General features: G+C 53.7%; 23 protein-coding genes. 15 read left to right on the top strand and 8 right to left on the bottom strand.

The annotated features are described in order from the left end of the window. Window positions 1-25: 25 nt before the first annotated feature. Both C5523_RS18620 and C5523_RS18615 read right to left on the bottom strand, forming a co-directional pair. Window positions 26-283 (bottom strand): hypothetical protein, encoded by a 258-nt coding sequence (locus C5523_RS18620; protein ID WP_039078486.1) that lies wholly within the window; start codon window positions 281-283, stop codon window positions 26-28. A 99-nt stretch (window positions 284-382) separates the two neighbouring features. After that, on the bottom strand, window positions 383-1585 hold the full coding sequence (locus tag C5523_RS18615) for an MFS transporter (protein WP_039078487.1): 1203 nt from the start codon (window positions 1583-1585) through the stop codon (window positions 383-385). An 80-nt stretch (window positions 1586-1665) separates the two neighbouring features. On the opposite strand from C5523_RS18615, the gene C5523_RS18610 reads away from it, so the two are divergent. Further along, window positions 1666-2208, top strand: a complete 543-nt coding sequence (locus C5523_RS18610; protein ID WP_039078488.1) for a TetR/AcrR family transcriptional regulator — start codon at window positions 1666-1668, stop codon at window positions 2206-2208. A gap of 273 nt (window positions 2209-2481) precedes the next feature. Further along, the gene (locus tag C5523_RS18605) at window positions 2482-3117 is read left to right on the top strand and encodes a hypothetical protein (RefSeq protein WP_108701748.1); all 636 of its coding nucleotides are present in this window, start codon (window positions 2482-2484) and stop codon (window positions 3115-3117) included. Between the two features lie 443 nt (window positions 3118-3560). Here the strand turns inward: C5523_RS18605 and C5523_RS18600 are convergent, their stop codons facing one another. Further along, window positions 3561-5246: an aspartate:alanine antiporter gene (locus tag C5523_RS18600; RefSeq protein WP_039078489.1), complete on the bottom strand. Its 1686-nt coding sequence runs from the start codon at window positions 5244-5246 to the stop codon at window positions 3561-3563. A gap of 277 nt (window positions 5247-5523) precedes the next feature. Here C5523_RS18600 and C5523_RS18595 point away from each other — a divergent pair, with 277 nt between their 5' ends. Next, window positions 5524-5892: an inner membrane protein YbjM gene (locus tag C5523_RS18595; protein WP_071196063.1), complete on the top strand. Its 369-nt coding sequence runs from the start codon at window positions 5524-5526 to the stop codon at window positions 5890-5892. Between the two features lie 28 nt (window positions 5893-5920). On the opposite strand, the gene C5523_RS18590 is transcribed toward C5523_RS18595, so the two are convergent. After that, window positions 5921-6184 carry a GrxA family glutaredoxin gene (locus C5523_RS18590; RefSeq protein WP_039078491.1) on the bottom strand — a complete coding sequence of 88 codons (264 nt, stop codon included), beginning with the start codon at window positions 6182-6184 and terminating at the stop codon, window positions 5921-5923. A 172-nt stretch (window positions 6185-6356) separates the two neighbouring features. On the opposite strand from C5523_RS18590, the gene nfsA reads away from it, so the two are divergent. The 10 genes from nfsA (at window position 6357) to C5523_RS18540 (ending at window position 15633) form a co-directional block, all read left to right on the top strand. Beyond that, complete coding sequence (gene nfsA / locus C5523_RS18585) at window positions 6357-7079, top strand: oxygen-insensitive NADPH nitroreductase (protein WP_108701747.1); 723 nt, start codon at window positions 6357-6359, stop codon at window positions 7077-7079. Between the two features lie 198 nt (window positions 7080-7277). Then, entirely contained in the window at window positions 7278-8180 is a 903-nt protein-coding gene (rimK, locus tag C5523_RS18580) for a 30S ribosomal protein S6--L-glutamate ligase (RefSeq protein ID WP_108701746.1), read from the top strand. Between the two features lie 86 nt (window positions 8181-8266). After that, window positions 8267-8746 carry a YbjN domain-containing protein gene (locus tag C5523_RS18575; RefSeq protein ID WP_039078494.1) on the top strand — a complete coding sequence of 160 codons (480 nt, stop codon included), beginning with the start codon at window positions 8267-8269 and terminating at the stop codon, window positions 8744-8746. Between the two features lie 346 nt (window positions 8747-9092). Continuing rightward, window positions 9093-10202: a spermidine/putrescine ABC transporter substrate-binding protein PotF gene (gene potF, locus C5523_RS18570; protein ID WP_039078495.1), complete on the top strand. Its 1110-nt coding sequence runs from the start codon at window positions 9093-9095 to the stop codon at window positions 10200-10202. Between the two features lie 139 nt (window positions 10203-10341). After that, entirely contained in the window at window positions 10342-11475 is a 1134-nt protein-coding gene (gene potG, locus C5523_RS18565) for a putrescine ABC transporter ATP-binding subunit PotG (protein ID WP_039078496.1), read from the top strand. Window positions 11476-11484: 9 nt separating this feature from the next. Further along, window positions 11485-12438, top strand: coding sequence for a putrescine ABC transporter permease PotH (gene potH / locus C5523_RS18560; RefSeq protein ID WP_039078497.1), 954 nt, complete (start codon window positions 11485-11487; stop codon window positions 12436-12438). After that, window positions 12435-13283, top strand: coding sequence for a putrescine ABC transporter permease PotI (gene potI / locus C5523_RS18555; protein ID WP_071196065.1), 849 nt, complete (start codon window positions 12435-12437; stop codon window positions 13281-13283). The genes potH and potI overlap by 4 nt, the downstream gene beginning before the upstream one ends. A 71-nt stretch (window positions 13284-13354) precedes the next feature. Next, window positions 13355-13828 (top strand): YbjO family protein, encoded by a 474-nt coding sequence (locus tag C5523_RS18550; protein WP_039078499.1) that lies wholly within the window; start codon window positions 13355-13357, stop codon window positions 13826-13828. A gap of 40 nt (window positions 13829-13868) precedes the next feature. Continuing rightward, window positions 13869-15005: a 23S rRNA (uracil(747)-C(5))-methyltransferase RlmC gene (gene rlmC, locus C5523_RS18545; RefSeq protein ID WP_108701745.1), complete on the top strand. Its 1137-nt coding sequence runs from the start codon at window positions 13869-13871 to the stop codon at window positions 15003-15005. Window positions 15006-15033: 28 nt separating this feature from the next. Further along, on the top strand, window positions 15034-15633 hold the full coding sequence (locus C5523_RS18540) for a hypothetical protein (protein WP_108701744.1): 600 nt from the start codon (window positions 15034-15036) through the stop codon (window positions 15631-15633). 65 nt (window positions 15634-15698) lie between these two features. Here C5523_RS18540 and C5523_RS18535 read toward each other — a convergent pair whose 3' ends face one another. Then, on the bottom strand, window positions 15699-15953 hold the full coding sequence (locus C5523_RS18535) for a hypothetical protein (protein ID WP_039078502.1): 255 nt from the start codon (window positions 15951-15953) through the stop codon (window positions 15699-15701). 190 nt (window positions 15954-16143) lie between these two features. Here C5523_RS18535 and C5523_RS18530 point away from each other — a divergent pair, with 190 nt between their 5' ends. After that, window positions 16144-16863 carry a response regulator transcription factor gene (locus C5523_RS18530; protein ID WP_039078503.1) on the top strand — a complete coding sequence of 240 codons (720 nt, stop codon included), beginning with the start codon at window positions 16144-16146 and terminating at the stop codon, window positions 16861-16863. Continuing rightward, the gene (locus C5523_RS18525; protein WP_108701743.1) at window positions 16860-18341 is read left to right on the top strand and encodes a sensor histidine kinase KdpD; all 1482 of its coding nucleotides are present in this window, start codon (window positions 16860-16862) and stop codon (window positions 18339-18341) included. The genes C5523_RS18530 and C5523_RS18525 overlap by 4 nt, the downstream gene beginning before the upstream one ends. A 47-nt stretch (window positions 18342-18388) precedes the next feature. On the opposite strand, the gene artJ is transcribed toward C5523_RS18525, so the two are convergent. The 3 genes from artJ to artQ form a co-directional block, all read right to left on the bottom strand. Next, window positions 18389-19120, bottom strand: a complete 732-nt coding sequence (gene artJ, locus C5523_RS18520) for an arginine ABC transporter substrate-binding protein ArtJ (protein WP_039078505.1) — start codon at window positions 19118-19120, stop codon at window positions 18389-18391. Between the two features lie 188 nt (window positions 19121-19308). Beyond that, window positions 19309-19977, bottom strand: coding sequence for an arginine ABC transporter permease ArtM (gene artM / locus C5523_RS18515; RefSeq protein WP_039078506.1), 669 nt, complete (start codon window positions 19975-19977; stop codon window positions 19309-19311). After that, complete coding sequence (gene artQ, locus C5523_RS18510) at window positions 19977-20693, bottom strand: arginine ABC transporter permease ArtQ (protein ID WP_039078507.1); 717 nt, start codon at window positions 20691-20693, stop codon at window positions 19977-19979. Before artQ ends, artM begins: the two co-directional genes overlap by 1 nt. Between the last annotated feature and the right edge of the window lies 1 nt (window position 20694).

Raw genomic sequence — 20694 nt, 5'->3', positions numbered from 1 at the left:
CGCGCGCGTTATTTCTGTTGAAGGGTTAGTGATGATCGTCAATCTGATGTTCGATGATCATCCCTTCACCGACGCTTGCCAGATGGCGGGCACGAGGTGCAACGCGGACCACAGGCGCAGGGGCAACGACCTGCGGCGCAACATAGGTTGTTTGCGCTGTCGGGGTGTTGATGGGGACTAACTCGATTTTGTAACCGTCCGGGACATTGACCGTCACGTTTTGCGCCAGAGCGCCGATGGAGAGCGTACTAAACAGCAGTGCCGTTAACAGTTGAATTTTCATTTTCGCCTCGATAATTGATGGTGGCTGGCAGAGCGCCAGCCACGCAGTGGGGCGAAGTATGCGTAATCGATCCCGGCAATGTGTTGCCGCGTGTGCGCATTACTCGGTTGCGGATTGCATGTCGCGCTCCGGCTTTGCTACCGCTTTAGCAACCAGTGCGGCAACCAGCACGAGGCCTAACACCACCAGCATCGCGCTGCGCAATCCGTAGTGTTCCCCTAAGAAACCAAGCAGCGGCGGCCCCACCAGAAACGCCAGATAACCCGTAGTGGCGACTACGCTGACGCGGGTTGGCGCATCGGGGCCGGTATCGCTGGCGGCAGAAATGGTCAGCGGGAAGCCCAGCGATGCACCCAGTCCCCAGAAGATCACCGACATTCCGGCAATCCATGCATTATCGACAAAAATAATCAGCCCAATACCCAATGCGCCCATCATTGCGCTGGCGCGAACCACGGCGACGCGGCTGTAGCGGTCGATAAACCAGCCGCCGGTAAAGCGCCCGACCGTCATGCCGAGGGTAAAACCGGCATAGATCAACGAGCCGGAGGTGGGGTTAAACCCGTGTCCATCGACCATCAGTAGCGGCAGCCAGTCATTGGCAGAACCTTCGGCAAAGGCCATTGCCAGCACCACCACCCCAATCAGCAGCAGTTGAATATCGCGATAAAAGGGCAGGCCCGCTTTGTTACGTGCTTTATCTTCCGGCGTGTCTTTTCCCGTCCCTTCGGGAATGGCAGAAATAGCCAACACGATAGGCGTAATGGCGACCACGGCCGCCAGCAGAATGTGCAAGGTTGCCGGTGTACCCAATGCGGTCAGGGTCATACCAACCCCTGCGCCAGCCAGCGTGCCGAGGCTGTAGAAGCCGTGCATCATCGGCAGAACGGTTTTGTTCATTTCGCGCTCGACCACCGCGCCTTCAATATTTATCGCCACTTCGCCAGCCCCCATACTGCCGCCAAAAAACGCCAGTCCAACGGCAAACAGCAACGGGGAAGCCAGCCACAGGGCGAGACTTAACACCAGCATGCCGGCGATGGCGGCAGCCATACTGGCACGAATGACTTTGCGCGTACCAAAGCGTTTAACCAGCCAGCCGGATGAGAGGATGCCACTCATGGAGCCTACGGAGAGGCCAAACAGCACGGCACCCATTTCCGCCGTTGAGACAGATAAGATGTCGCGGATGGCCGGGGTACGGGTCGCCCACGACGCCATCAACAGTCCCGGGATGAAGAAGAAGGTGAAAAGCGCCCAGAGCCGGTGTTTTAGCGCATTACGATGTGAGGTGACTGGCATTACGTCGCATCCTGCAAGGAAAAGAGAGGACAACACTAGCAAGCATGTGTACATTTGTACACATCTGATTGCGAGGATTTATGAGCCGACGACCGAACGACCCGCAGCGGCGTGAACGCATCCTGGATGCCACGCTGGAGACCATTGCGCAGCACGGTATTCATGCCGTCACCCACCGAAAAATTGCCAGTTGTGCCGATGTGCCGCTCGGTTCAATGACCTACTATTTTACCGGCATTGATGCGCTGCTGGATGAAGCTTTTACCCGCTTTACGCAGCAAATGTCCGCGCAATATGCGGCCTTTTTTACTCAGGTTGATAGCGCCGCAACCGCCTGTGATGCCGTTACTGAGCTGATTTTCAGTGCTCAGGTGACGACACCGCACAATATGGAGTTGATGTATCAGCTTTATGCCCTGATGAGCAAAAAACCGATGCTGAAAAGCGTAATGCAAAACTGGATGCGCACCAGTCAGACCACGCTGGAGCGATGGTTCGATCCGGTAACCGCCCGTGCGCTGGATGCCTTTATCGAAGGGATGACGCTGCATTTTGTGGTGGACCGGGAACCGCTGAGCCGTGCGGATATTCGCGCGATGGTGGGCAGGATTGCGGGTGAGTGAGGGAAGGGGACAGTTTTAAGGCAACAAAAAACCCATCAACCTTGAACCGAAATGGCGGGGTTTTTTGTGCTGCAAATATGCCGACATCTGGCTTAAGCCTTAATGTAATTTATTAATTATAAAAAAATTTAGGCAACGAAAAATAGGGTATCAAGAGTTGGTGCGGCCTGTAGGGTAATGTCCTGATGTGGAGAATCTGAAAAATGCTAACTGGAAAATCAATAGTCGGTTGATTATTCTTTGCACTGCAAATCATTAACTCAAAGGGATTGTATGGATATTTCGCAGATAGCTAATGGTATTGCCGATAGTTTGTCCAGCTTGCCGAGGGGCTTTGGTCTGGGGGTGGTTAGAACATGGGAAGGCGCAGGAATTGTCAACCGTGGGGATAAATACCGCAACGAGGAAGAGAACGAACGGTTTTTCAGAATGATAAAGGGAATGGGTAATCCTGAAACGCCGTTAAGACGGCTTATCACTATAATTATTAATGATTTTTATCAAAAGCTGGGAGCAAAGGGAAAAGAGGCCATTAATAATAAGCTGCTTTATGGTGGTGGTGCCGTAGCGGGAAAAGTTGGGGGGCAGATAGCAGTTGCCCAAACGGCAGCAGCTATCATCATTCGTAAGGTTGTGATCGAAAAGGCATACCAGCATTTTATCAGGTTCGCATCCTCTGCCAGTCTTAACCTTATTATGATTCAGGGCTTGATTGAGGAAGCGGCCAGAGCATCACGCAGAATGAGGGATGAGTACCCTACTGTTTATATGGCTGTTCAGCGTGAAGACCTTGATATGATTTATTTTTTAGTTGAGAAAGAGATGGAGCCATACCTGATGTTTATTAAAGGTCATCCTTTCACTTGCAAAGGAGTAGAGGATGAACTCTGTAAAATCATTTCTGGTTAAAATGACTTCACATGCACTTGAGGGAACCATTACGTTTCTGTCAGTGCTTTTTGCTATGGGTTCACTTTACTGGTTTGAGAGCGGATGGCTTAAGTTTGCAGGAATGGTGGGTTCGTTGATCGCCGGGTATGTGATTACATATTGGGTCGCCCGGATGAGAGATTAGCTTTCATCATATCCAGAGTCGCGGTGTATCTTCTGTTGTCCTCCAAAAAATAAATGTGCCGCCATTTTGCCGCCATATAGCTTTAAACCTGCCAATAAAACGATGTTTTTAAATGGTTATTTTTACAGGCAACAAAAAACCCATCAACCTTGAACCGAAATGGCGGGGTTGATGGGCTCCACAAATTGGGGACATCAAAGAAAAGCAGTGGCACTAGTTATGACTAATGCTGAGAAAAAAAGTTCTCCAGGTGTTAATTATTTTTTTAAGTTAGGAGTTATCCTAAGCCCGGCCAGACAATGATTATCAGCGTCCCCGCCAGCGTAAGCAGTACGTTCGCTATCGCATAGGTGCCCGCGTAACCCAGTGCCGGAATGTTACTGCGCGCGGTATCGCTGATAATCTCCATCGCTGGCGCACAGGTACGTGCCCCCATCAGCGCGCCAAACAGCAGTGCGCGGTTCATTTTCAGCACCCAGGCACCGAACAGGAAACAGATCATCACAGGCACCAGGCTGACAATCAGGCCCGCGATCAGCATCTGTCCGCCCACTTCACCCAGGCTGTTACCAATGCCGCTACCGGCGCTTAAGCCGACACCTGCCATAAAGACCATCAGACCAAACTCTTTCACCATATTCAGCGCACCCTGCGGGATGTAACCAAAAGTCGGGTGGTTGGCGCGCAGAAAGCCGAGCATGATCCCGGCAAACAGCAGGCCCGCCGCGTTGCCGATACCAAAGCTGAAGGTGCTGAACTGGAAAGTGATCATGCCGATCATCAGGCCAACAATAAAGAAAGCGCAGAAGGCGAGCAGGTCCGTGACCTGACTATGAATAGAGATAAAGCCGATGCGGTCAGCGATGGCTTTCACACGACGGGCATCACCGCTCACCTGCAAGACATCCCCTTTATTGAGCAGGATGTTGTCGTCAATTGGCATCTCAATCTGGCTGCGGATAACGCGGTTGAGGAAACAGCCATGGTCGGTCAGCTTAATCTGAGCCAAACGGCGCCCCACCACATTGTGGTTTTTCACCACCACCTCTTCGGTGACAATGCGCATGTCGAGCAGGTCGCGGTCGAACACCTCTTTTCCGTTACGGAAACTGGGGTCGAGGCGCGCATGCGCATCGGGATAACCAACCAGCGCGATTTCGTCGCCCATTTGCAGCACCGCATCGCCATCCGGGTTCGCGAGAATACCGTTACGACGAATACGCTCGATATAACAGCCCGTCTGGCGATAAATACCCAGTTCACGCAGATTTTTGCCGTCCGCCCAGGCCACAAGCTCCGGGCCGACGCGATAGGCGCGAATGACCGGCAGATAGACCTTCCGGTTGGTGTCGGTGTCCAGCCCACGCTCACGGGCGATCTGTTGGGCGCTGGTCTGCAGATCCTGATGCTGCAACTTCGGCATATAGCGAGCGCCGACAATCAAACTGACCAGGCCAATAAGGTAGGTCAGGGCGTAGCCGAGGCTTAAGTGATCGAGTGCTTGTGAAAGCTGGGTACTGTCCATACCCGAATGACGTAGCGTATCACCGGCACCCACCAGTACAGGCGTGGACGTCATTGCGCCTGCCAGCATCCCCGCCGTCAGACCAATATCCCAGCCGAACAATTTGCCGAGCCCAAGGGCAATCAACAATGCGCTGCCGACTAATACCAGCGCCAGCATCAGGTAATTTTTGCCATCGCGGAAAAAAATAGAAAAAAAGTTTGGCCCAGCTTCCACTCCTACGCAAAAAATAAACAGCATAAAACCTAAATTGAGGGCATCAGTGTTTATGCTGAAATGTTGCTGACCTAATAATAAGGAAACCACTAAAACGCCAATGGAATTACCGAGTTGTACAGAACCCAGGCGTAATTTCCCCAGACAGAGTCCGAGCGCCAGAACAACAAATAATAACAGTATGTAATTCCCGTTTAACAAATCTGCGACGTTTATATTCACGGAGGCTAACTTCTTGTTTACTTGTAAGCTATTGAAAGAATGGGTTATTTGGGCTACTGTTTTGCGAAGAATCTGAGTTAGAAAAACGCACTAGTGCGTCCTTATTCCCGGCAACACAATAACTGGCCGATAGTTTAATCGTATTGAATTGCAACGGCTAGTAAGAATCATCTATTCGCGCGGGGGTTTTTCGGCAGGGAGTGCCATAACGCTTTATCTGACCGTTCGTTCATTGCAACGGATGAAGAGTTTGATAGAGAAAAGTCAGGAGGATTGTTTGAAACATAAACGCGGACTTGCAGGCATCATTTGTTGTTTTTTACTTTTCATTGTCGTCTGTTTTTTAGAAGTGACGAATATGAAAGGTGCCTTTCGTGCGTCCGGGCATCCTGAACTGGGGTTGCTGTTTTTTACGTTACCGGGCGCTGTTGCCAGTATTTTTTCACGTCGCCGTAAAGTGATGTTGCCACTGTTTGGCGCGATTCTCGCCGCACCGCTCTGCTTCGTCGTCATGCGTCTGTTTTTTACCCCGGTGCGTTCTGTGTGGCAGGAGCTGGCGTGGCTGTTTAGTGCGGTATTCTGGTGTGCGCTGGGCGCGCTCTGTTATCTGTTTATCAGCAGTTTCTTTGGCAACGGGACGCGTTAAGGCCAGCGTCGCCCCGGTTGTTGCCTCTTTATTTTATTCTACCGAACTGTTTACGAACGAACTTATCGAACTCGGTAAAGCTGCCAATGTGTTTTTGATCGACAAAAATTTGCGGCACCGTTTCGATGGGTTTGCCTGCGGCTTGTTCCAGTGCCGCGCGGGTAACGCCGTCCGCATGGATATCAACATAGCGCCACTCAAAATTATCCTGTGTTTTGCTGACTTTTTCAGCCAACTCTTTTACGCGTGCGCACTGCGGACAACCTGCGCGACCAAATATCACTGTGTACATGAATCCTCCTTAAACCAGACGGTAAGCAGGGATATAATGCGGCTTTTGCGCCCACGCATAAAACAGGTTGTGCCTGTTATGTTAATTTCCGCAACCTTTCAACACATTTTGGCGAGCATTTCCGGCCTGAGTGTTCGCTATAATGGGGGTTTTGTTTCCAGGGAAAACGACCATGACTCCAGTTATCGATCTGCTCCGCGCCCACCGCTCTATCCGCCATTTCACCCAGGAACCCATTACCGCAGCGCAGCGTAAAGCGATTATTGCCGGTGCCCAGGCCGCCTCCAGTTCCAGCTTTTTACAGTGCAGTTCAATTATTCGCGTGACCGACCCGGCGTTACGCCAACAACTGGTTACGCTAACCGGCGGTCAACAACATGTGGCTGAAGCCGCTGAATTTTGGGTGTTTTGCGCCGATTTTAATCGCCATCTGCAAATTTGCCCGCAGGCGCAACTGGGGCTGGCGGAACAACTGCTTCTCGGTGTCGTCGATACGGCCATGATGGCGCAAAATGCCATGACGGCTGCGGAATCACTCGGACTTGGCGGTGTGTATATCGGTGGGATCCGTAACAGCATTGAGGCGGTGACCGAATTACTTCATCTGCCTCAGCATGTTTTGCCACTCTTTGGGCTCTGTCTTGGCTGGCCTGCCGACGATCCGCAGGTGAAGCCGCGTTTACCCGCTGCGCTGGTGGTGCATGAAAACAGCTATCAGCCTGTCGATGCGGACATCCTTGCACAATATGATGCGCAAATTGCCGCGTATTATACGTCGCGAGGCAGCAATACCCGTCAGGATACCTGGAGCGATCATATCCGGCGCACCATTATTAAAGAGAACCGCCCGTTCATCCTCGACTATTTGCATAAACAAGGGTGGGCAGTGCGCTAATTCCCGTTCATCCTGTGTCTCGCTGCGTGTATGATACGCAGGCTTTCTACTCGTCATGCTTCTCGTTGCCAGTGCGTTTGCTATATCACTGTGCGCCCTGGTCATAGCGTTATCTCTGCTGCCGGGGCTAACTGACTTGCCGCCTTCCGGCAACGTGAAAAAGGTAGAGTATTGCCAGTCTATTCAGAGAGGTGCAGGGTGAAAATCGCCATATTGTCCCGGGACGGAACGCTCTATTCATGCAAACGCCTGCGCGAAGCTGCCATTGCGCGCGGGCATCTGGTCGAAATTCTCGATCCGCTGTCGTGTTATATGAACATTGACCCCGCGGCGTCTTCGGTCCATTACAAAGGCCGTCAACTTCCCCATTTTGATGCGGTGATCCCGCGAATTGGTTCTGCTATTACCTTTTACGGTACCGCCGCGCTGCGCCAGTTTGAAATGCTGGGCAGCTATCCGCTCAATGAGTCGGTGGCGATTACGCGCGCGCGTGACAAATTGCGTTCTCTGCAACTCCTGGCCCGCCAGGGGATTGATCTGCCGGTGACGGGGATCGCCCATTCACCGGATGACACCAGTGATCTGATTGCCATGGTCGGCGGCGCGCCGCTGGTGGTAAAACTGGTAGAAGGGACACAGGGGATCGGCGTGGTCCTTGCCGAAACACGGCAGGCGGCAGAAAGTGTGATTGACGCTTTTCGCGGCCTGAACGCCCATATTCTGGTTCAGGAATACATTGAGGAAGCGAAGGGACGGGATGTTCGTTGCCTGGTGGTGGGCAACGAGGTTGTCGCGGCGATTGAGCGGCAGGCGAAAGAGGGCGATTTTCGCTCCAACCTGCATCGTGGCGGCGTGGCCAGCGTGGCGACAATCGCCCCGCGTGAGCGGGAGATGGCGATTAAAGCCGCACAGACTCTCGGTCTGGATGTCGCCGGGGTGGATATCCTTCGTGCCAACCGGGGGCCGCTGGTGATGGAGGTGAATGCGTCGCCTGGGCTTGAAGGTATTGAGAAGACCACAGGGGTGGATATCGCGGGTAAAATGATTGCCTGGATTGAGCGCCATGCCACGCCCGGCTATTGCCTTAAAACCGGCGGGTAGTCGATTTTCCGCGCTACGTAATGGTATGCGGCCTGCTTTTTGCGTAAGCTATGGCTCCCATTTTTTCGTCAGAGGTTGTTTTGCGCATGAATTCACTCGTCGCACCTGGTCTGGACACGCTTCGTCAATGGCTTGATGAACTGGGTATCAGTTTCTTCGAATGCGATACCTGCCAGGCGTTACACCTGCCGCATATGCAGAATTTCGACGGGGTATTTGACGCCAAAATCGATCTGATTAACGACGTTGTCCTGTTTACGGCGATGGCGGAAGTGAAGCCTTCCGCCTTGCTGGCACTGGCCGCCGATCTTTCCGCCATTAATGCCAGTTCTTTGACGGTGAAAGCATTTCTTGATATTCAGGATGATAACCTACCTAAGCTGGTCGTTTGCCAGACATTATCCTCAGGCGCCGGGGTGACGCTCGAACAATTTGCATGGTTCATGCGCCAGAGCGAAGAGCAAATTTCAATGGTGATCCTTGAAGCCCGCGCCCATCAGATGCTGTTTGTTCCCGAAGAAGAAGAGCTCAAAGCTGGCGAAGACGCGCACAATTTTCTTCACTAAACCTGCCTGACATTAGCGCAGTCGCTGCCAGAGCGGCTGCATAATGAATGTTTTAATTCTGCTTTTAACCTTCTTTTAAAGAATTATTCACCGCTATTCCCGCCGTTTCGGCTTATCACATAGACAGAATCTGCATAAAAAATTGATAAAAGGCGTTTTTTAATCTGCCCTATAGCCTCTAACCCTGGCTACAGTTATTCTTGCGGTGCTTTGAAAGCATGCGGCGTCGGCCGAAAGAATTTTCCTCTTCGACCAGTGCAGACTGACAAAATATGCATGAATTTTGCATATCTTAAATGCGTACACTTAGTTCGTATGGTAACGGACTTTCCAGAAGGAATGAGATATGACCGCTTTGAGTAAAAAATGGTTATCAGGTCTTGTTGCGGGTGCATTAATGGCTGTCTCTGCCAGCACACTCGCCGCAGAGCAAAAGACGCTGCATGTGTATAACTGGTCTGACTATATTGCGCCGGATACGGTCGCAAACTTTGAAAAAGAGACCGGGATTAAAGTTGTTTACGACGTGTTCGATTCCAACGAAGTGCTGGAAGGCAAATTGATGGCGGGCAGCACCGGTTTCGACCTGGTGGTGCCTTCTGCAAGCTTCCTTGAGCGCCAGTTAACCGCCGGTGTGTTCCAGCCGCTCGATAAGAGCAAGCTGCCGAACTGGAAGAACATGGACCCGGATGTGCTGAAAATGGTTGCTCAGCATGACCCGGACAACAAATACGCGGTGCCGTACCTGTGGGCCACTACCGGCATTGGCTATAACGTTGATAAAGTCAAAGCGGTATTGGGCGATGTGCCGGTCAACAGTTGGGATCTGGTGCTGAAACCGGAAAACCTCGAAAAACTGAAAAGCTGCGGCGTCTCCTTCCTGGATGCGCCAGAAGAGATTTTCGCGACCGTGCTGAACTACCTGGGTAAAGATCCGAACAGCACCAAAGCGGACGATTACTCCGGCCCGGCAACCGATCTGCTGCTGAAACTGCGTCCGAACATTCGCTACTTCCACTCCTCTCAGTACATTAACGATCTGGCAAATGGCGATATCTGCGTAGCCATCGGCTGGGCGGGCGACGTGTGGCAGGCGGCTAACCGTGCTAAAGAAGCGAAGAACGGCGTGCATGTTAACTACATCATTCCGAAAGAGGGCGCCCTGGCGTTCTTCGATGTCTTCGCCATGCCTGTTGATGCGAAAAACAAAGACGAAGCGTATCAGTTCCTGAATTACCTGATGCGTCCTGACGTTATCGCGCACATCAGTGACCACGTCTTCTATGCTAACGGTAACAAAGAGTCCAAACCGTTGATCAGCGCAGAAGTACGTGACAACCCGGCAATTTATCCGCCGGCGGATGTTTTCGCGAAACTGTATACGCTTAAAGTGCAGGATCCGAAAATTGACCGCGTAAGAACCCGCGCGTGGACAAAAGTAAAAAGCGGCAAATAATCAATCACCTGAACAGTGATTGCGTTGCACCAGGGCGGTGCAATTGCCCTAAACCTGGACAGAGGTCATCGGCCTCTGTCCGGTCATTTGTAGACAACTAGCTGGTACTGGTTGAGTTTTTTTGCCGGAGAGCACTTGAGTGAATGACGCTATCCCCCGCCCACAGGCGAAAACCCGTAAGGATTTAACGCCTCTGCTTGAAATCCGCAATCTGACCAAATCGTTTGACGGCCAGCACGCCGTTGATGACGTCAGTCTGACCATTTATAAAGGCGAAATCTTCGCGCTGCTGGGTGCATCTGGTTGCGGCAAATCAACGCTGCTGCGAATGCTGGCAGGCTTTGAACAGCCAACGACCGGGCAAATTATGCTCGATGGTGTCGATCTGGCGCATGTGCCGCCTTATCTGCGTCCTATCAATATGATGTTTCAGTCCTATGCCTTGTTCCCGCATATGACCGTTGAACAGAACATCGCGTTTGGCCTCAAGCAGGACAGGCTGCCCAAAGCGGAAATCGCCAGCCGTGTTGCGGAGATGCTGAGTCTTGTGCACATGCAGGAGTTCGCGAAGCGTAAACCGCATCAGCTTTCTGGCGGTCAGCGTCAGCGTGTCGCATTGGCCCGTAGTCTGGCAAAACGCCCGAAACTCCTGCTGCTTGATGAGCCGATGGGTGCGCTGGATAAGAAACTGCGTGACCGTATGCAACTGGAAGTGGTGGACATTCTGGAGCGCGTTGGCGTGACCTGCGTTATGGTCACCCACGATCAGGAAGAAGCCATGACCATGGCCGGACGTATCGCCATTATGAACCGCGGTAAGTTTGTGCAAATTGGCGAACCTGAAGAGATTTATGAACACCCGACCACCCGCTACAGCGCCGAATTTATCGGCTCGGTTAACGTGTTCGAAGGCCTGCTTAAAGCGCGTGAGGACGACGGTCTGGTGATTGATTCGCCGGGGCTGGTTCATCCGCTGAAAGTGGACCCGGATGCCTCTGTTGTGGATAACGTGCCGGTCTATGTTGCGCTGCGCCCGGAGAAAATCATGCTCTGCGAAGAGCCGCCTGCTGACGGTTATAACTTCGCGGTGGGTGAGGTGGTGCATATTGCCTACCTTGGCGATCTGTCGATTTACCACGTTCGTCTGCAAAGCGGGCAAATGATCAGTGCGCAGTTGCAGAACGAGCACCGCTATCGTAAAGGTACCCCGACATGGGGCGACGAAGTTCGCCTGTGCTGGGATGCCGACAGTTGTGTGGTTCTGACGGTTTAAGGAGCGGTGATGAGTACACTTGAACCACCGACCCGCGTCGAAAAACCGGGCGGTTTTAACCTGTGGTTGGCGCGTTTTCAGATGAAGCACGGGCGCAAGTTCGTTATCGCGCTGCCCTATATCTGGTTGATCTTACTGTTTTTACTGCCGTTCCTGATTGTCTTCAAAATCAGTCTGGCAGAGATGGCGCGCGCGATCCCGCCCTATACGGATCTGGTGGAGTGGGCCGATAATCAGCTCACCATTTCGCTCAACATCAATAACTTCCTGCAACTGACCGACGATCCGCTCTATTTTGAAGCGTATCTCCAGTCATTACAGGTCGCGGCGGTGTCGACGATCTGCTGTCTGGTTCTGGGGTATCCGCTGGCCTGGGCCGTTGCGCACAGTAAGCCATCAACGCGTAATATTCTGCTGTTGCTGGTTATTTTGCCTTCATGGACCTCTTTCCTGATTCGCGTCTATGCCTGGATGGGGATTCTGAAAAGTAACGGCGTGCTGAATAATTTCCTGATGTGGCTGGGGATTATCGATCAGCCGCTGACGATTTTGCACACCAACCTGGCGGTGTATATCGGTATCGTTTATGCCTATTTGCCGTTTATGGTGCTGCCTATCTACACCGCGCTGACGCGTATTGACTACTCGCTGGTTGAAGCGTCGCTGGATCTGGGCGCGCGCCCGCTGAAAACCTTCTTTAGCGTGATCGTGCCGTTGACCAAAGGGGGTATTATCGCAGGCTCCATGCTGGTGTTTATCCCGGCGGTGGGTGAGTTCGTGATCCCGGAATTGCTCGGCGGCCCGGACAGCATCATGATTGGTCGCGTCCTGTGGCAGGAGTTCTTTAATAACCGCGACTGGCCGGTGGCCTCGGCGGTGGCGATTATTATGCTGCTGCTGCTGATCGTGCCAATCATGTGGTTCCATAAACATCAGCAGAAACAGATGGGAGACAACGCATGAATAACTTGCCGGTAGTGCGTTCCCCGTGGCGTATTTTGATTCTGGTGCTGGGGTTCACGTTCCTCTATGCGCCGATGCTGATGCTGGTCATCTATTCCTTTAACAGCTCCAAACTGGTGACGGTGTGGGCCGGCTGGTCAACGCGCTGGTATAGCGAGTTGTTCCATGATGACGCCATGATGAGCGCGGTGGGCCTGAGTCTGACCATTGCCGCCTGCGCCGCGACGATGGCGGCGATCCTCGGTACGATTGCGGCAGTGGTGATGGTGCGCTTTGGCCGTTTCCGTGGTGCCAACGGTTTTGCGTTTATGATTACCGCGCCGTTGGTGATGCCGGATGTGATCACCGGGCTGTCGCTGTTGCTGCTATTTGTTGCCCTTGGTCATGCGATTGGCTGGCCATCGGATCGTGGCATGCTCACCATCTGGCTGGCGCATGTGACCTTCTGTACGGCTTATGTCGCGGTGGTTATCTCCTCACGTCTGCGTGAACTCGACAGGTCAATTGAGGAGGCGGCGATGGATCTTGGCGCGACGCCGCTGAAAGTGTTCTTTGTTATTACGCTACCGATGATCATGCCAGCGATTATCTCTGGCTGGCTGCTGGCGTTTACCCTCTCTCTCGACGATCTGGTTATTGCCAGCTTCGTTTCCGGCCCGGGGGCGACAACGCTGCCGATGCTGGTCTTCTCGAGCGTACGTATGGGGGTGAACCCGGAGATCAACGCCCTGGCGAGCCTGATACTGGGTGTCGTGGGGATTGTTGGTTTAATCGCCTGGTATCTGATGGCGCGCGCGGAAAAGCAGCGAGTGCGCGATATCCAGCGTGCAAGACGGGGACAATGATTCTAGAATCTTAAACGTTGTGTCACGGATGCCGCGCTTGTCGCGGCATTTTTCACAGGGAATATTGCACATTGGGATTCTTTACTAAAGCGCATCAGTCTCACGCCCGTCCGAATGTACCCGCACTGGTACAAGTGGCGGCTATCGCCATTATTCTTATCCGCTGTGTGGATGTCTTCATGCTCTGCAATGTGCTGGGCATACGGGGAATGATCGACTTCGTGGTACGCAGCGCGCAAACCTGGAGCCTGACGCTGATTTTCTTCGGCAGCCTGGTGCTGGTCTTCGTTGAAATCCTCTGTGCTTTTTCCGTGGTGAAGGGGCGAAACTGGGCGCGCTGGCTGTATCTGTTGACGCAAATTATTGCCACCGGTTATCTGTGGGCGGCATCGCTGGGGTATGGATATCCTGAGCTGTTCAGTATTGCCGGCGAATCAAAACGTGAGATTTTCCGTACGCTAATGATGCAAAAAATGCCCGACCTGCTGGTACTCTTCCTGTTGTTTGTCCCTTCTCCCAGCCGACGCTTTTTCCGTCTGCAATAACGGGGTACAATCGCCGCCCCGCAATTAAGAAGGTTTTATTATGCAGTGCGCACTCTTTGACGCCAGGCGCTGTCACTCCTGTCAGTGGATTGAACAACCGACTGGCGACCAACTCTGTGCAAAAATGACCGATCTCCGCACCTTGCTGGCGGATTTGCCGGTGACAGAATGGTGCGCACCGGTTAGCGGCCCGGAACAGGGGTTTCGTAATAAAGCCAAGATGGTGGTGAGCGGCAGCGTGGAGAAACCGCTGCTCGGCATGTTGCATCGCGACGGTACCCCCGAAGATTTGACCGATTGCCCGCTTTATCCCGCCTCGTTTCAGGCGGTTTTCGCCGTCCTTAAACCTTTTATCGCCCGTGCGGGCTTAACGCCCTACAACGTGGCGCGTAAACGCGGTGAGCTGAAATACCTGCTATTAACCGAAAGCCAGCACACGGGCGGCATGATGCTGCGTTTTGTGCTGCGTTCACAGACCAAGCTTGAGCAGCTTCGTGCCGCGCTGCCGTGGTTACAGGCGCAATTGCCGCAGCTTCGCGTCATTTCAGTCAATATCCAGCCGGTGCACATGGCCATTATGGAAGGGGAGACGGAAATCTTCCTGACTGAGCAGCAGGCGCTGGCGGAAAATTTCAACGGCGTGCCGTTGTGGATCCGCCCGCAGAGTTTCTTTCAAACCAATCCGGTTGTCGCCAGTGCGCTGTACGCTACGGCGCGTGAGTGGGTAAGGGCGCTGCCGGTACGCCATATGTGGGATCTGTTTTGCGGTGTCGGCGGTTTTGGTCTGCACTGTGCAACCCCGGAGATGACGCTCACCGGTATCGAAATCGCCCCGGAGGCGATTGCCTGCGCGAAGCAGTCCGCGGCTGAGCTGGGGCTGACCGATTTGCACTTTCAGGCGCTGGACTCCACCCGGTTCGCGACCGCCCAGACGGATGCGCCACAACTGGTGCTGGTAAACCCGCCGCGTCGTGGAATTGGCCAGGCGCTTTGCGATTATCTGAGCCGGATGGCGCCGCCGTATATCGTCTATTCAAGCTGTAATGCCCGCACGATGGCGGCAGACTTGCACGCGCTGCCGGGTTATCGCGTGGAGCGTGTACAACTGTTTGATATGTTCCCCCACACGGCGCATTACGAAGTGCTGACACTGTTGGTGAAATGTTCTACGGTTTAAGGCATTCGCTCATCAGGGGGTACTGACCATGCGTATGCCATCTCGTTACTTATTCCCTCTTAAACCTGCCGCACCGGGTTCCGGTGTGGTGGCGTTCGTCGTTCTGTTTGCGCTGTTGGCTGGGGTTCTTTACGGCGCTTATTGCCTGTTGCGTGACTTTGTGAGCACGGGGAATCCTTTTATTTTTGCCGTTGCGCTGTTTGTGGTGCTGTTGAGCGTTTCCGGGATTGTCGACAGCCGCAAGCGGCGCGCAAGGCTCCTGGCACTGGCGCAGGCGCGTCAGGGCGAAAGCATTTGCCAGTTTGCGCGCGCATTTCCTCGACGGGATGTGGACGCCTGGGTGATCCGCGCTGTCTGGGAAACCGTGATGGCGTGGGGCGGGCGTGACCTGGTGCGGCTGAATTTCCCCCTGCGGGCGGACGACAGCCTGGCACTTTTTGCTTTAGACGATGACGAAGAGCTTTTCGATGCGCTCTCTGATGCGGCGACAAGGGCCGGGCGTACACTGGAAAATGTTGACCACAACCCGTTTTTTCCCCTCATCACGCTGCGTGATATGGTCATGGCGTTGAATGCGCAGCCCATGACGCCAGAGCGGCAACAAAAAAGAGACATCGTTCTGGATTAGGGTAAACAGTGGGCGCAGCCCGGCCAGTGACCCCGGCAATACTGCCCGGGGTGCTGGCGGGGAGATTATTTGTCCATGCCGTCCGATTTTTTCTTCATCATGTCGTCGTCTTTGCCCATGGTCCCTTTTTTCGCCATGTCGCCGTGCTTCATCGTGCTCTCTTTTTTTGTCATCCCGTCATGTTTCATCGGCGCCTTTTTCTTCATCATGGTGCTGTCGTCCTGCTTTTTCATACCGTCCTGGCTCATCGCGTCGGCGGCATGGGCGTTAGCCACCCCAAAGGCACAGAGGGTGGCGAGGGTGAGGATCATCTTTTTCATGGTGGTTTCCTTGCAAGGTGAGAGGGGGTGTCACCTGACTCTCTTGCCTGACTCCGGAAAGTGTGGGTGACAGGCCGCAGCTTACGCCTGGACCGGTCACGACTTCCTCACGGAAATATAAATTATTTGTGATAACTCAATGCGCGACTATTGGGTAAGCTAATAAAGAGAAAGGCAACCGGAACGGGCTATGGAAACCGCAAAAAAAATACTGCTGGTCGAAGATGATCGGGATATTGCTGGCCTGCTGCGGCTTAATTTGCAGGACGAGGGCTACCAGATTGTGCATGAAGAGGATGGGGCGCGTGCGCTCGCCCAGCTTGAAAAGACCGACTGGGATGCGGTGATCCTCGATCTGATGCTGCCGAATGTCGATGGGCTGGAGATTTGCCGCCGCATCCGCCAGATGACCCGCTATCTGCCGGTCATTATCATCAGCGCCCGAACCAGTGAGACACATCGGGTTCTGGGGCTGGAAATGGGGGCGGATGATTACCTGGCGAAGCCGTTTTCGATACTGGAACTGGTGGCGAGGGTGAAGGCGCTGTTTCGTCGCCAGGAGGCGATGGGACGCAACCTGCGTCTTGATATGGGCAGTATTGCCTGTCACGGTTTAACCATCGACCCGCTCCCCCGCGAGGTGCGCCTGCGCGGCGAGTTGATTGATCTGACGCCGCGCGAGTTCGATCTGCTCTACTGGTTTGCCCGTCACCCCGGCGAGGTTTTCTCGCGCCTGGCGCTGCTCGATCAGGTGTGGGGATATCAGCATGAAGGCTATGAGCACACAGTTAATACCCATATCAACCGTCTGCGTATGAAGATTGAAAAGGATGCCGCCGCACCGGAAATTATTCTGACCGTCTGGGGGAAAGGCTATAAATTTGCCGTTTCGGAGCCTGAGGGGGAATGATGCGTCGTTTAAGTCTGACTCAGCGCCTGACGCTGCTCTTCACCGTGCTGCTCCTGCTCTGCGCCGCCGCAGCCTGCAGCGTTCAGCTCTACAGTAGCACCCGCTACGGCGATGCGATGGTGCAACGGCTTTCTGCGGGTCTTGCTCAGCAAATTGCCAGCAGTGAGCCGCTGCTTGATTCCCAGGGCAAAGTGAATCGCCAGACGCTGAAATCGCTGTTTGACCGCCTGATGACGCTCAACCCCAGCGTCGAGCTGTATATGATCTCCCCGGAAGGCGACTTGCTGGCCGATGCCGCGCCGCCGGGGCATCTTCGTCGCGAGCATATCAATGTTGCCCCGTTGCAGCACTTTCTATCCGGCGCGGCCTGGCCGGTCTACGGCGACGATCCGCGCAGTGTCGACAAACAAAAAGTCTTTAGCGTGTCGCCGATTCGCCTCGATGGTCAGTTGCGGGGTTATCTCTACATTATTTTGCAGGGTGAGAACCTGAACGCGCTGGCGGATACTGCCTGGCAAAAAGCGCTGTGGAGCGCATTACTGTGGTCGTTGCTGTTAGTGGCGGTGTTTGGCGCACTGGCAGGCGGTCTTACCTGGTGGTGGGTGACGCGTCCGGTGAAAAAATTGACCCGCGAGGTGCAGGGGCTGGAGCAGGATAGCATCAGCGCCATCAAGCAACTGGCGTTGCGTGCGCCGGATCCTGAGGCAGGAAATGAAGTCGCGGTCCTGGAAAACGCCTTTATTGAGCTTTCCCGGCAGATAGCCAGCCAGTGGGATCAACTGGCAGACAATGACCGACAGCGACGGGAGTTTGTCGCCAATATTTCGCACGATTTACGTACCCCGCTGACTTCATTACTGGGCTACCTGGAAACCCTTTCGGTGAAGGCCGGGCATTTAACGCCGGAAGAGTCGAAGCATTATCTGAGCATCGCCCTGCGTCAGGGAAACAAAGTCCGGCACCTGTCTCAACAGCTCTTTGAACTGGCGCGGCTGGAACATGGTGGCATCAAACCGCAGCCGGAACCCTTCTCAATGGCGGAACTTTTGCAGGATGTGGCACAAAAATTCGATCTGATGGCGGAAACGCGCGACATCAGATTACTGCTGGAGTTGCCCACCAACCTGCCGCTGGTGTATGCCGATTTGTCGATGATGGAACGGGTGCTCACCAATTTGCTGGATAATGCGGTGCGTCATACGCCCAACGGTGGGAAGATTTATCTGCGCGCCCGTCAGCAGGATGACCAGCTTATGGTTGAGGTTGAGGACAACGGGGCCGGTGTACCGGGTGCGCTGCGGGCTACGTTATTCCAGCGCCCGTCGGTGCTGGACAAGGCCAGTGCGGGAGAGTCGCGCGGCGGGCTGGGGCTGATGATTGTCCGGCGTATGCTGCAACTGCACGGTGGCGATATCCGGCTGGTGGATGCGCAACCGGGGTCGTGTTTCCGCTTTACGCTGCCGTTTCAGGGAGCGTGAGAGCATAAAAAAAGCCGCGTCACGCGGCTTTTTCTCTTCAATTCCGCTTACTGCGGGAACCACTGATCGCTGATTTTCTGGTAAGTGCCGTCAGCTTTGATGGCCGCCAGGGCCGCGTTCAGTTTTTCCAGCAGGGCTTTGTTATCCGGGCGTACCGCGATACCAAGGCCTGTGCCGAAATACTGCGGATCGGTCACTTTCGGAGTCGCAACACCCAGTTGCGGGTTGGTTTTCAGCCACTCGTTGACCACCGCGGTATCACCGAACACGCCATCGATACGGCCATTTTTCAGGTCGATAATCGCGTTCTGGTAGCTGTCATAAGCCACGGTTTTCACTTCCGGATGTTTGTCCTGCAAGTATTTCTGGTGCGTGGTGCCGTTTTCCATACCGATACGTTTGCCTTTCAGGTCATCGAAGGTTTTATACGCATCTTTTTTGGCGATAACCACGGCGGAGTTGGCGTAGTACGGCTCGGTGAAGGAGACCTGTTTGCTGCGCTCAGGCGTGATATCCATGCCGGAGATAACCGCGTCATATTTTTTGAATTTCAGGGACGGGATCAGGCTGTCAAAGGCATGGTTGGTGAAAGTACACTCTGCTTTCATCTGGGTACAGAGCGCGTTTGCCAGGTCGATATCAAAGCCCACAATCTTGTTATTCGCATCCATGGATTCAAACGGCGGGTAGGTAGCAGAGACACCGAAATTAATTTTATCCGCGGCGGTTGCGCCAGCAGCGAAAGAGGCAAGTAATGCGGCCAGAATCAGTTTTTTCATTTTTGGAGCTCCTGTCTGTCAATCTTATTGTTTTGCGGTTGCCGTGTCTGAGGCATGGGGCTAACAATGCCATTTAATGAATTTATATGCAATATATTTGATTAGTTATTTTATTTTTCACATAAAAAAAGCGAGCAATTAATAAGTTGCTCGCTCTCTTGTTTACTATTTATGCATTTTGTGTGGTTTTAGTTGCGACGCTCAAAGGCCAGCGCTTTACGCTCAATCAGACGCATCATCAGGGTCAGCAGGCCGTTAACGATAAGATAAATCGCCCCGGCAGCACCAAATACCATCACATCGTAGGTGCGTCCGTACAGCAACTGGCCGTGCCCCATCACTTCCATCAGCGTAATGGTATAGGCCAGCGATGTACTCTTGAACACCAGCACCACTTCGTTCGAATAGGACGATAAGGCGCGTTTGAATGCATACGGCAGCAGAATCGCCAGCGTGTCTTTCTTGCTCATCCCCAGCGCGCTACAGGACTGCCACTGACCTTGCGGAATGGCGCGGATCGCCCCGTAAAACAGCAGCGTGGTATAGGCCGCGCTGTTCAGGGAGAGCGCCAGCAAGGCACACAGCCAGGGTTCCGACAGCAGGTGCCAGATAACCGGATATTCCTGCAGCACCGGGAACTGGCCCGGACCGTAGTAAATCAGGAAGATCTGCACCAGCAGCGGGGTACCGGTAAACAGCGTGATATAGCCACGGACTATCCATGACAGAACGGGCGTCTTTAGCGTCAGCACAATGGTAAAGAGCAACGACAGAACCAACGCGGCAATCAGCGATGCCACGGTGAGCGTCAGGCTGGTGTGCAGGCCTTTCAGCAGCTCGGGTAAGTACTCAAGCATCAGTCTGGTCTCCGTTCAAAGCGTGTGGCGCGCAGATCGATACGCTTAAGGATCCACTGACTGAGCAGGGTGACCACCAGATAAATCGCTGCCGCCACAATGTACCAGGTAAATGGCTCCTGGGTACGGGTGGCGATACTTTTGGTTTGCAACATCAGGTCATTAACGCTGATAAGCGACACCAGCGCGGTATCTTTCAACAGTACCAGCCACTGGTTGCCAAGGCCCGGCAACGCGTGACGCCACATTTGCGGCATGACCAGACGGAAGAAAATGGCGCTTTTTGACAGCCCCAGCGCCTGGCCCGATTCCCACTGACCTTGCGGTACCGCTTTTAACGCGCCACGTAAGGTCTGTGACGCGTAGGCGGAGTACAGCAATGACAGGGCGATCACGCCGCAGAAGAACGGGCTGACATCAAAGTTCTCGATCTGCACCTGTATCGGGAGTTGCACGAACCCCAGATTGAGGGTGAAACCGTCAGAAAGAATTAACAGTAGCTGTGACGAGCCGAAATAGATAAACAGCACGACCAGAATTTCTGGTAAGCCGCGCAAAATAGTGACCAGCGCCGAGCCAGCCCACGCAACGGGACGCCATTTGGCTGACTCCCATACCGCAAAGATCATCGCCAGAACCAGGCCGATGATCAGTGCGCAAACGGCAAGGCCGACGGTCATCCCGGCGGCGCTTGCTAATGGAAAAATTTCATTCATC

It is taken from the genome of Phytobacter sp. SCO41, from assembly GCF_003073275.1.
Taxonomy (GTDB): Bacteria; Pseudomonadota; Gammaproteobacteria; order Enterobacterales; family Enterobacteriaceae; genus Phytobacter; species Phytobacter diazotrophicus.
This window is presented reverse-complemented; position numbering and strand designations above follow the sequence as displayed.

Bases quoted from the DNA above. Each gene is read 5' to 3' on its own strand.
- potF (WP_039078495.1), top strand. From the start codon at position 9,093: ATGACCGCTTTGAGTAAAAAATGGTTATCAGGTCTTGTTGCGGGTGCA.
- artQ (WP_039078507.1), bottom strand. From the start codon at position 20,693: ATGAATGAAATTTTTCCATTAGCAAGCGCCGCCGGGATGACCGTCGGC.
- C5523_RS18605 (WP_108701748.1), top strand. From the start codon at position 2,482: ATGGATATTTCGCAGATAGCTAATGGTATTGCCGATAGTTTGTCCAGC.
- nfsA (WP_108701747.1), top strand. From the start codon at position 6,357: ATGACTCCAGTTATCGATCTGCTCCGCGCCCACCGCTCTATCCGCCAT.
- C5523_RS18610 (WP_039078488.1), top strand. From the start codon at position 1,666: ATGAGCCGACGACCGAACGACCCGCAGCGGCGTGAACGCATCCTGGAT.
- C5523_RS18530 (WP_039078503.1), top strand. From the start codon at position 16,144: ATGGAAACCGCAAAAAAAATACTGCTGGTCGAAGATGATCGGGATATT.
- rlmC (WP_108701745.1), top strand. From the start codon at position 13,869: ATGCAGTGCGCACTCTTTGACGCCAGGCGCTGTCACTCCTGTCAGTGG.
- C5523_RS18615 (WP_039078487.1), bottom strand. From the start codon at position 1,585: ATGCCAGTCACCTCACATCGTAATGCGCTAAAACACCGGCTCTGGGCG.
- potI (WP_071196065.1), top strand. From the start codon at position 12,435: ATGAATAACTTGCCGGTAGTGCGTTCCCCGTGGCGTATTTTGATTCTG.
- artJ (WP_039078505.1), bottom strand. From the start codon at position 19,120: ATGAAAAAACTGATTCTGGCCGCATTACTTGCCTCTTTCGCTGCTGGC.
- C5523_RS18590 (WP_039078491.1), bottom strand. From the start codon at position 6,184: ATGTACACAGTGATATTTGGTCGCGCAGGTTGTCCGCAGTGCGCACGC.
- C5523_RS18575 (WP_039078494.1), top strand. From the start codon at position 8,267: ATGAATTCACTCGTCGCACCTGGTCTGGACACGCTTCGTCAATGGCTT.
- C5523_RS18535 (WP_039078502.1), bottom strand. From the start codon at position 15,953: ATGAAAAAGATGATCCTCACCCTCGCCACCCTCTGTGCCTTTGGGGTG.
- artM (WP_039078506.1), bottom strand. From the start codon at position 19,977: ATGCTTGAGTACTTACCCGAGCTGCTGAAAGGCCTGCACACCAGCCTG.
- C5523_RS18620 (WP_039078486.1), bottom strand. From the start codon at position 283: ATGAAAATTCAACTGTTAACGGCACTGCTGTTTAGTACGCTCTCCATC.
- C5523_RS18540 (WP_108701744.1), top strand. From the start codon at position 15,034: ATGCGTATGCCATCTCGTTACTTATTCCCTCTTAAACCTGCCGCACCG.
- potH (WP_039078497.1), top strand. From the start codon at position 11,485: ATGAGTACACTTGAACCACCGACCCGCGTCGAAAAACCGGGCGGTTTT.
- C5523_RS18525 (WP_108701743.1), top strand. From the start codon at position 16,860: ATGATGCGTCGTTTAAGTCTGACTCAGCGCCTGACGCTGCTCTTCACC.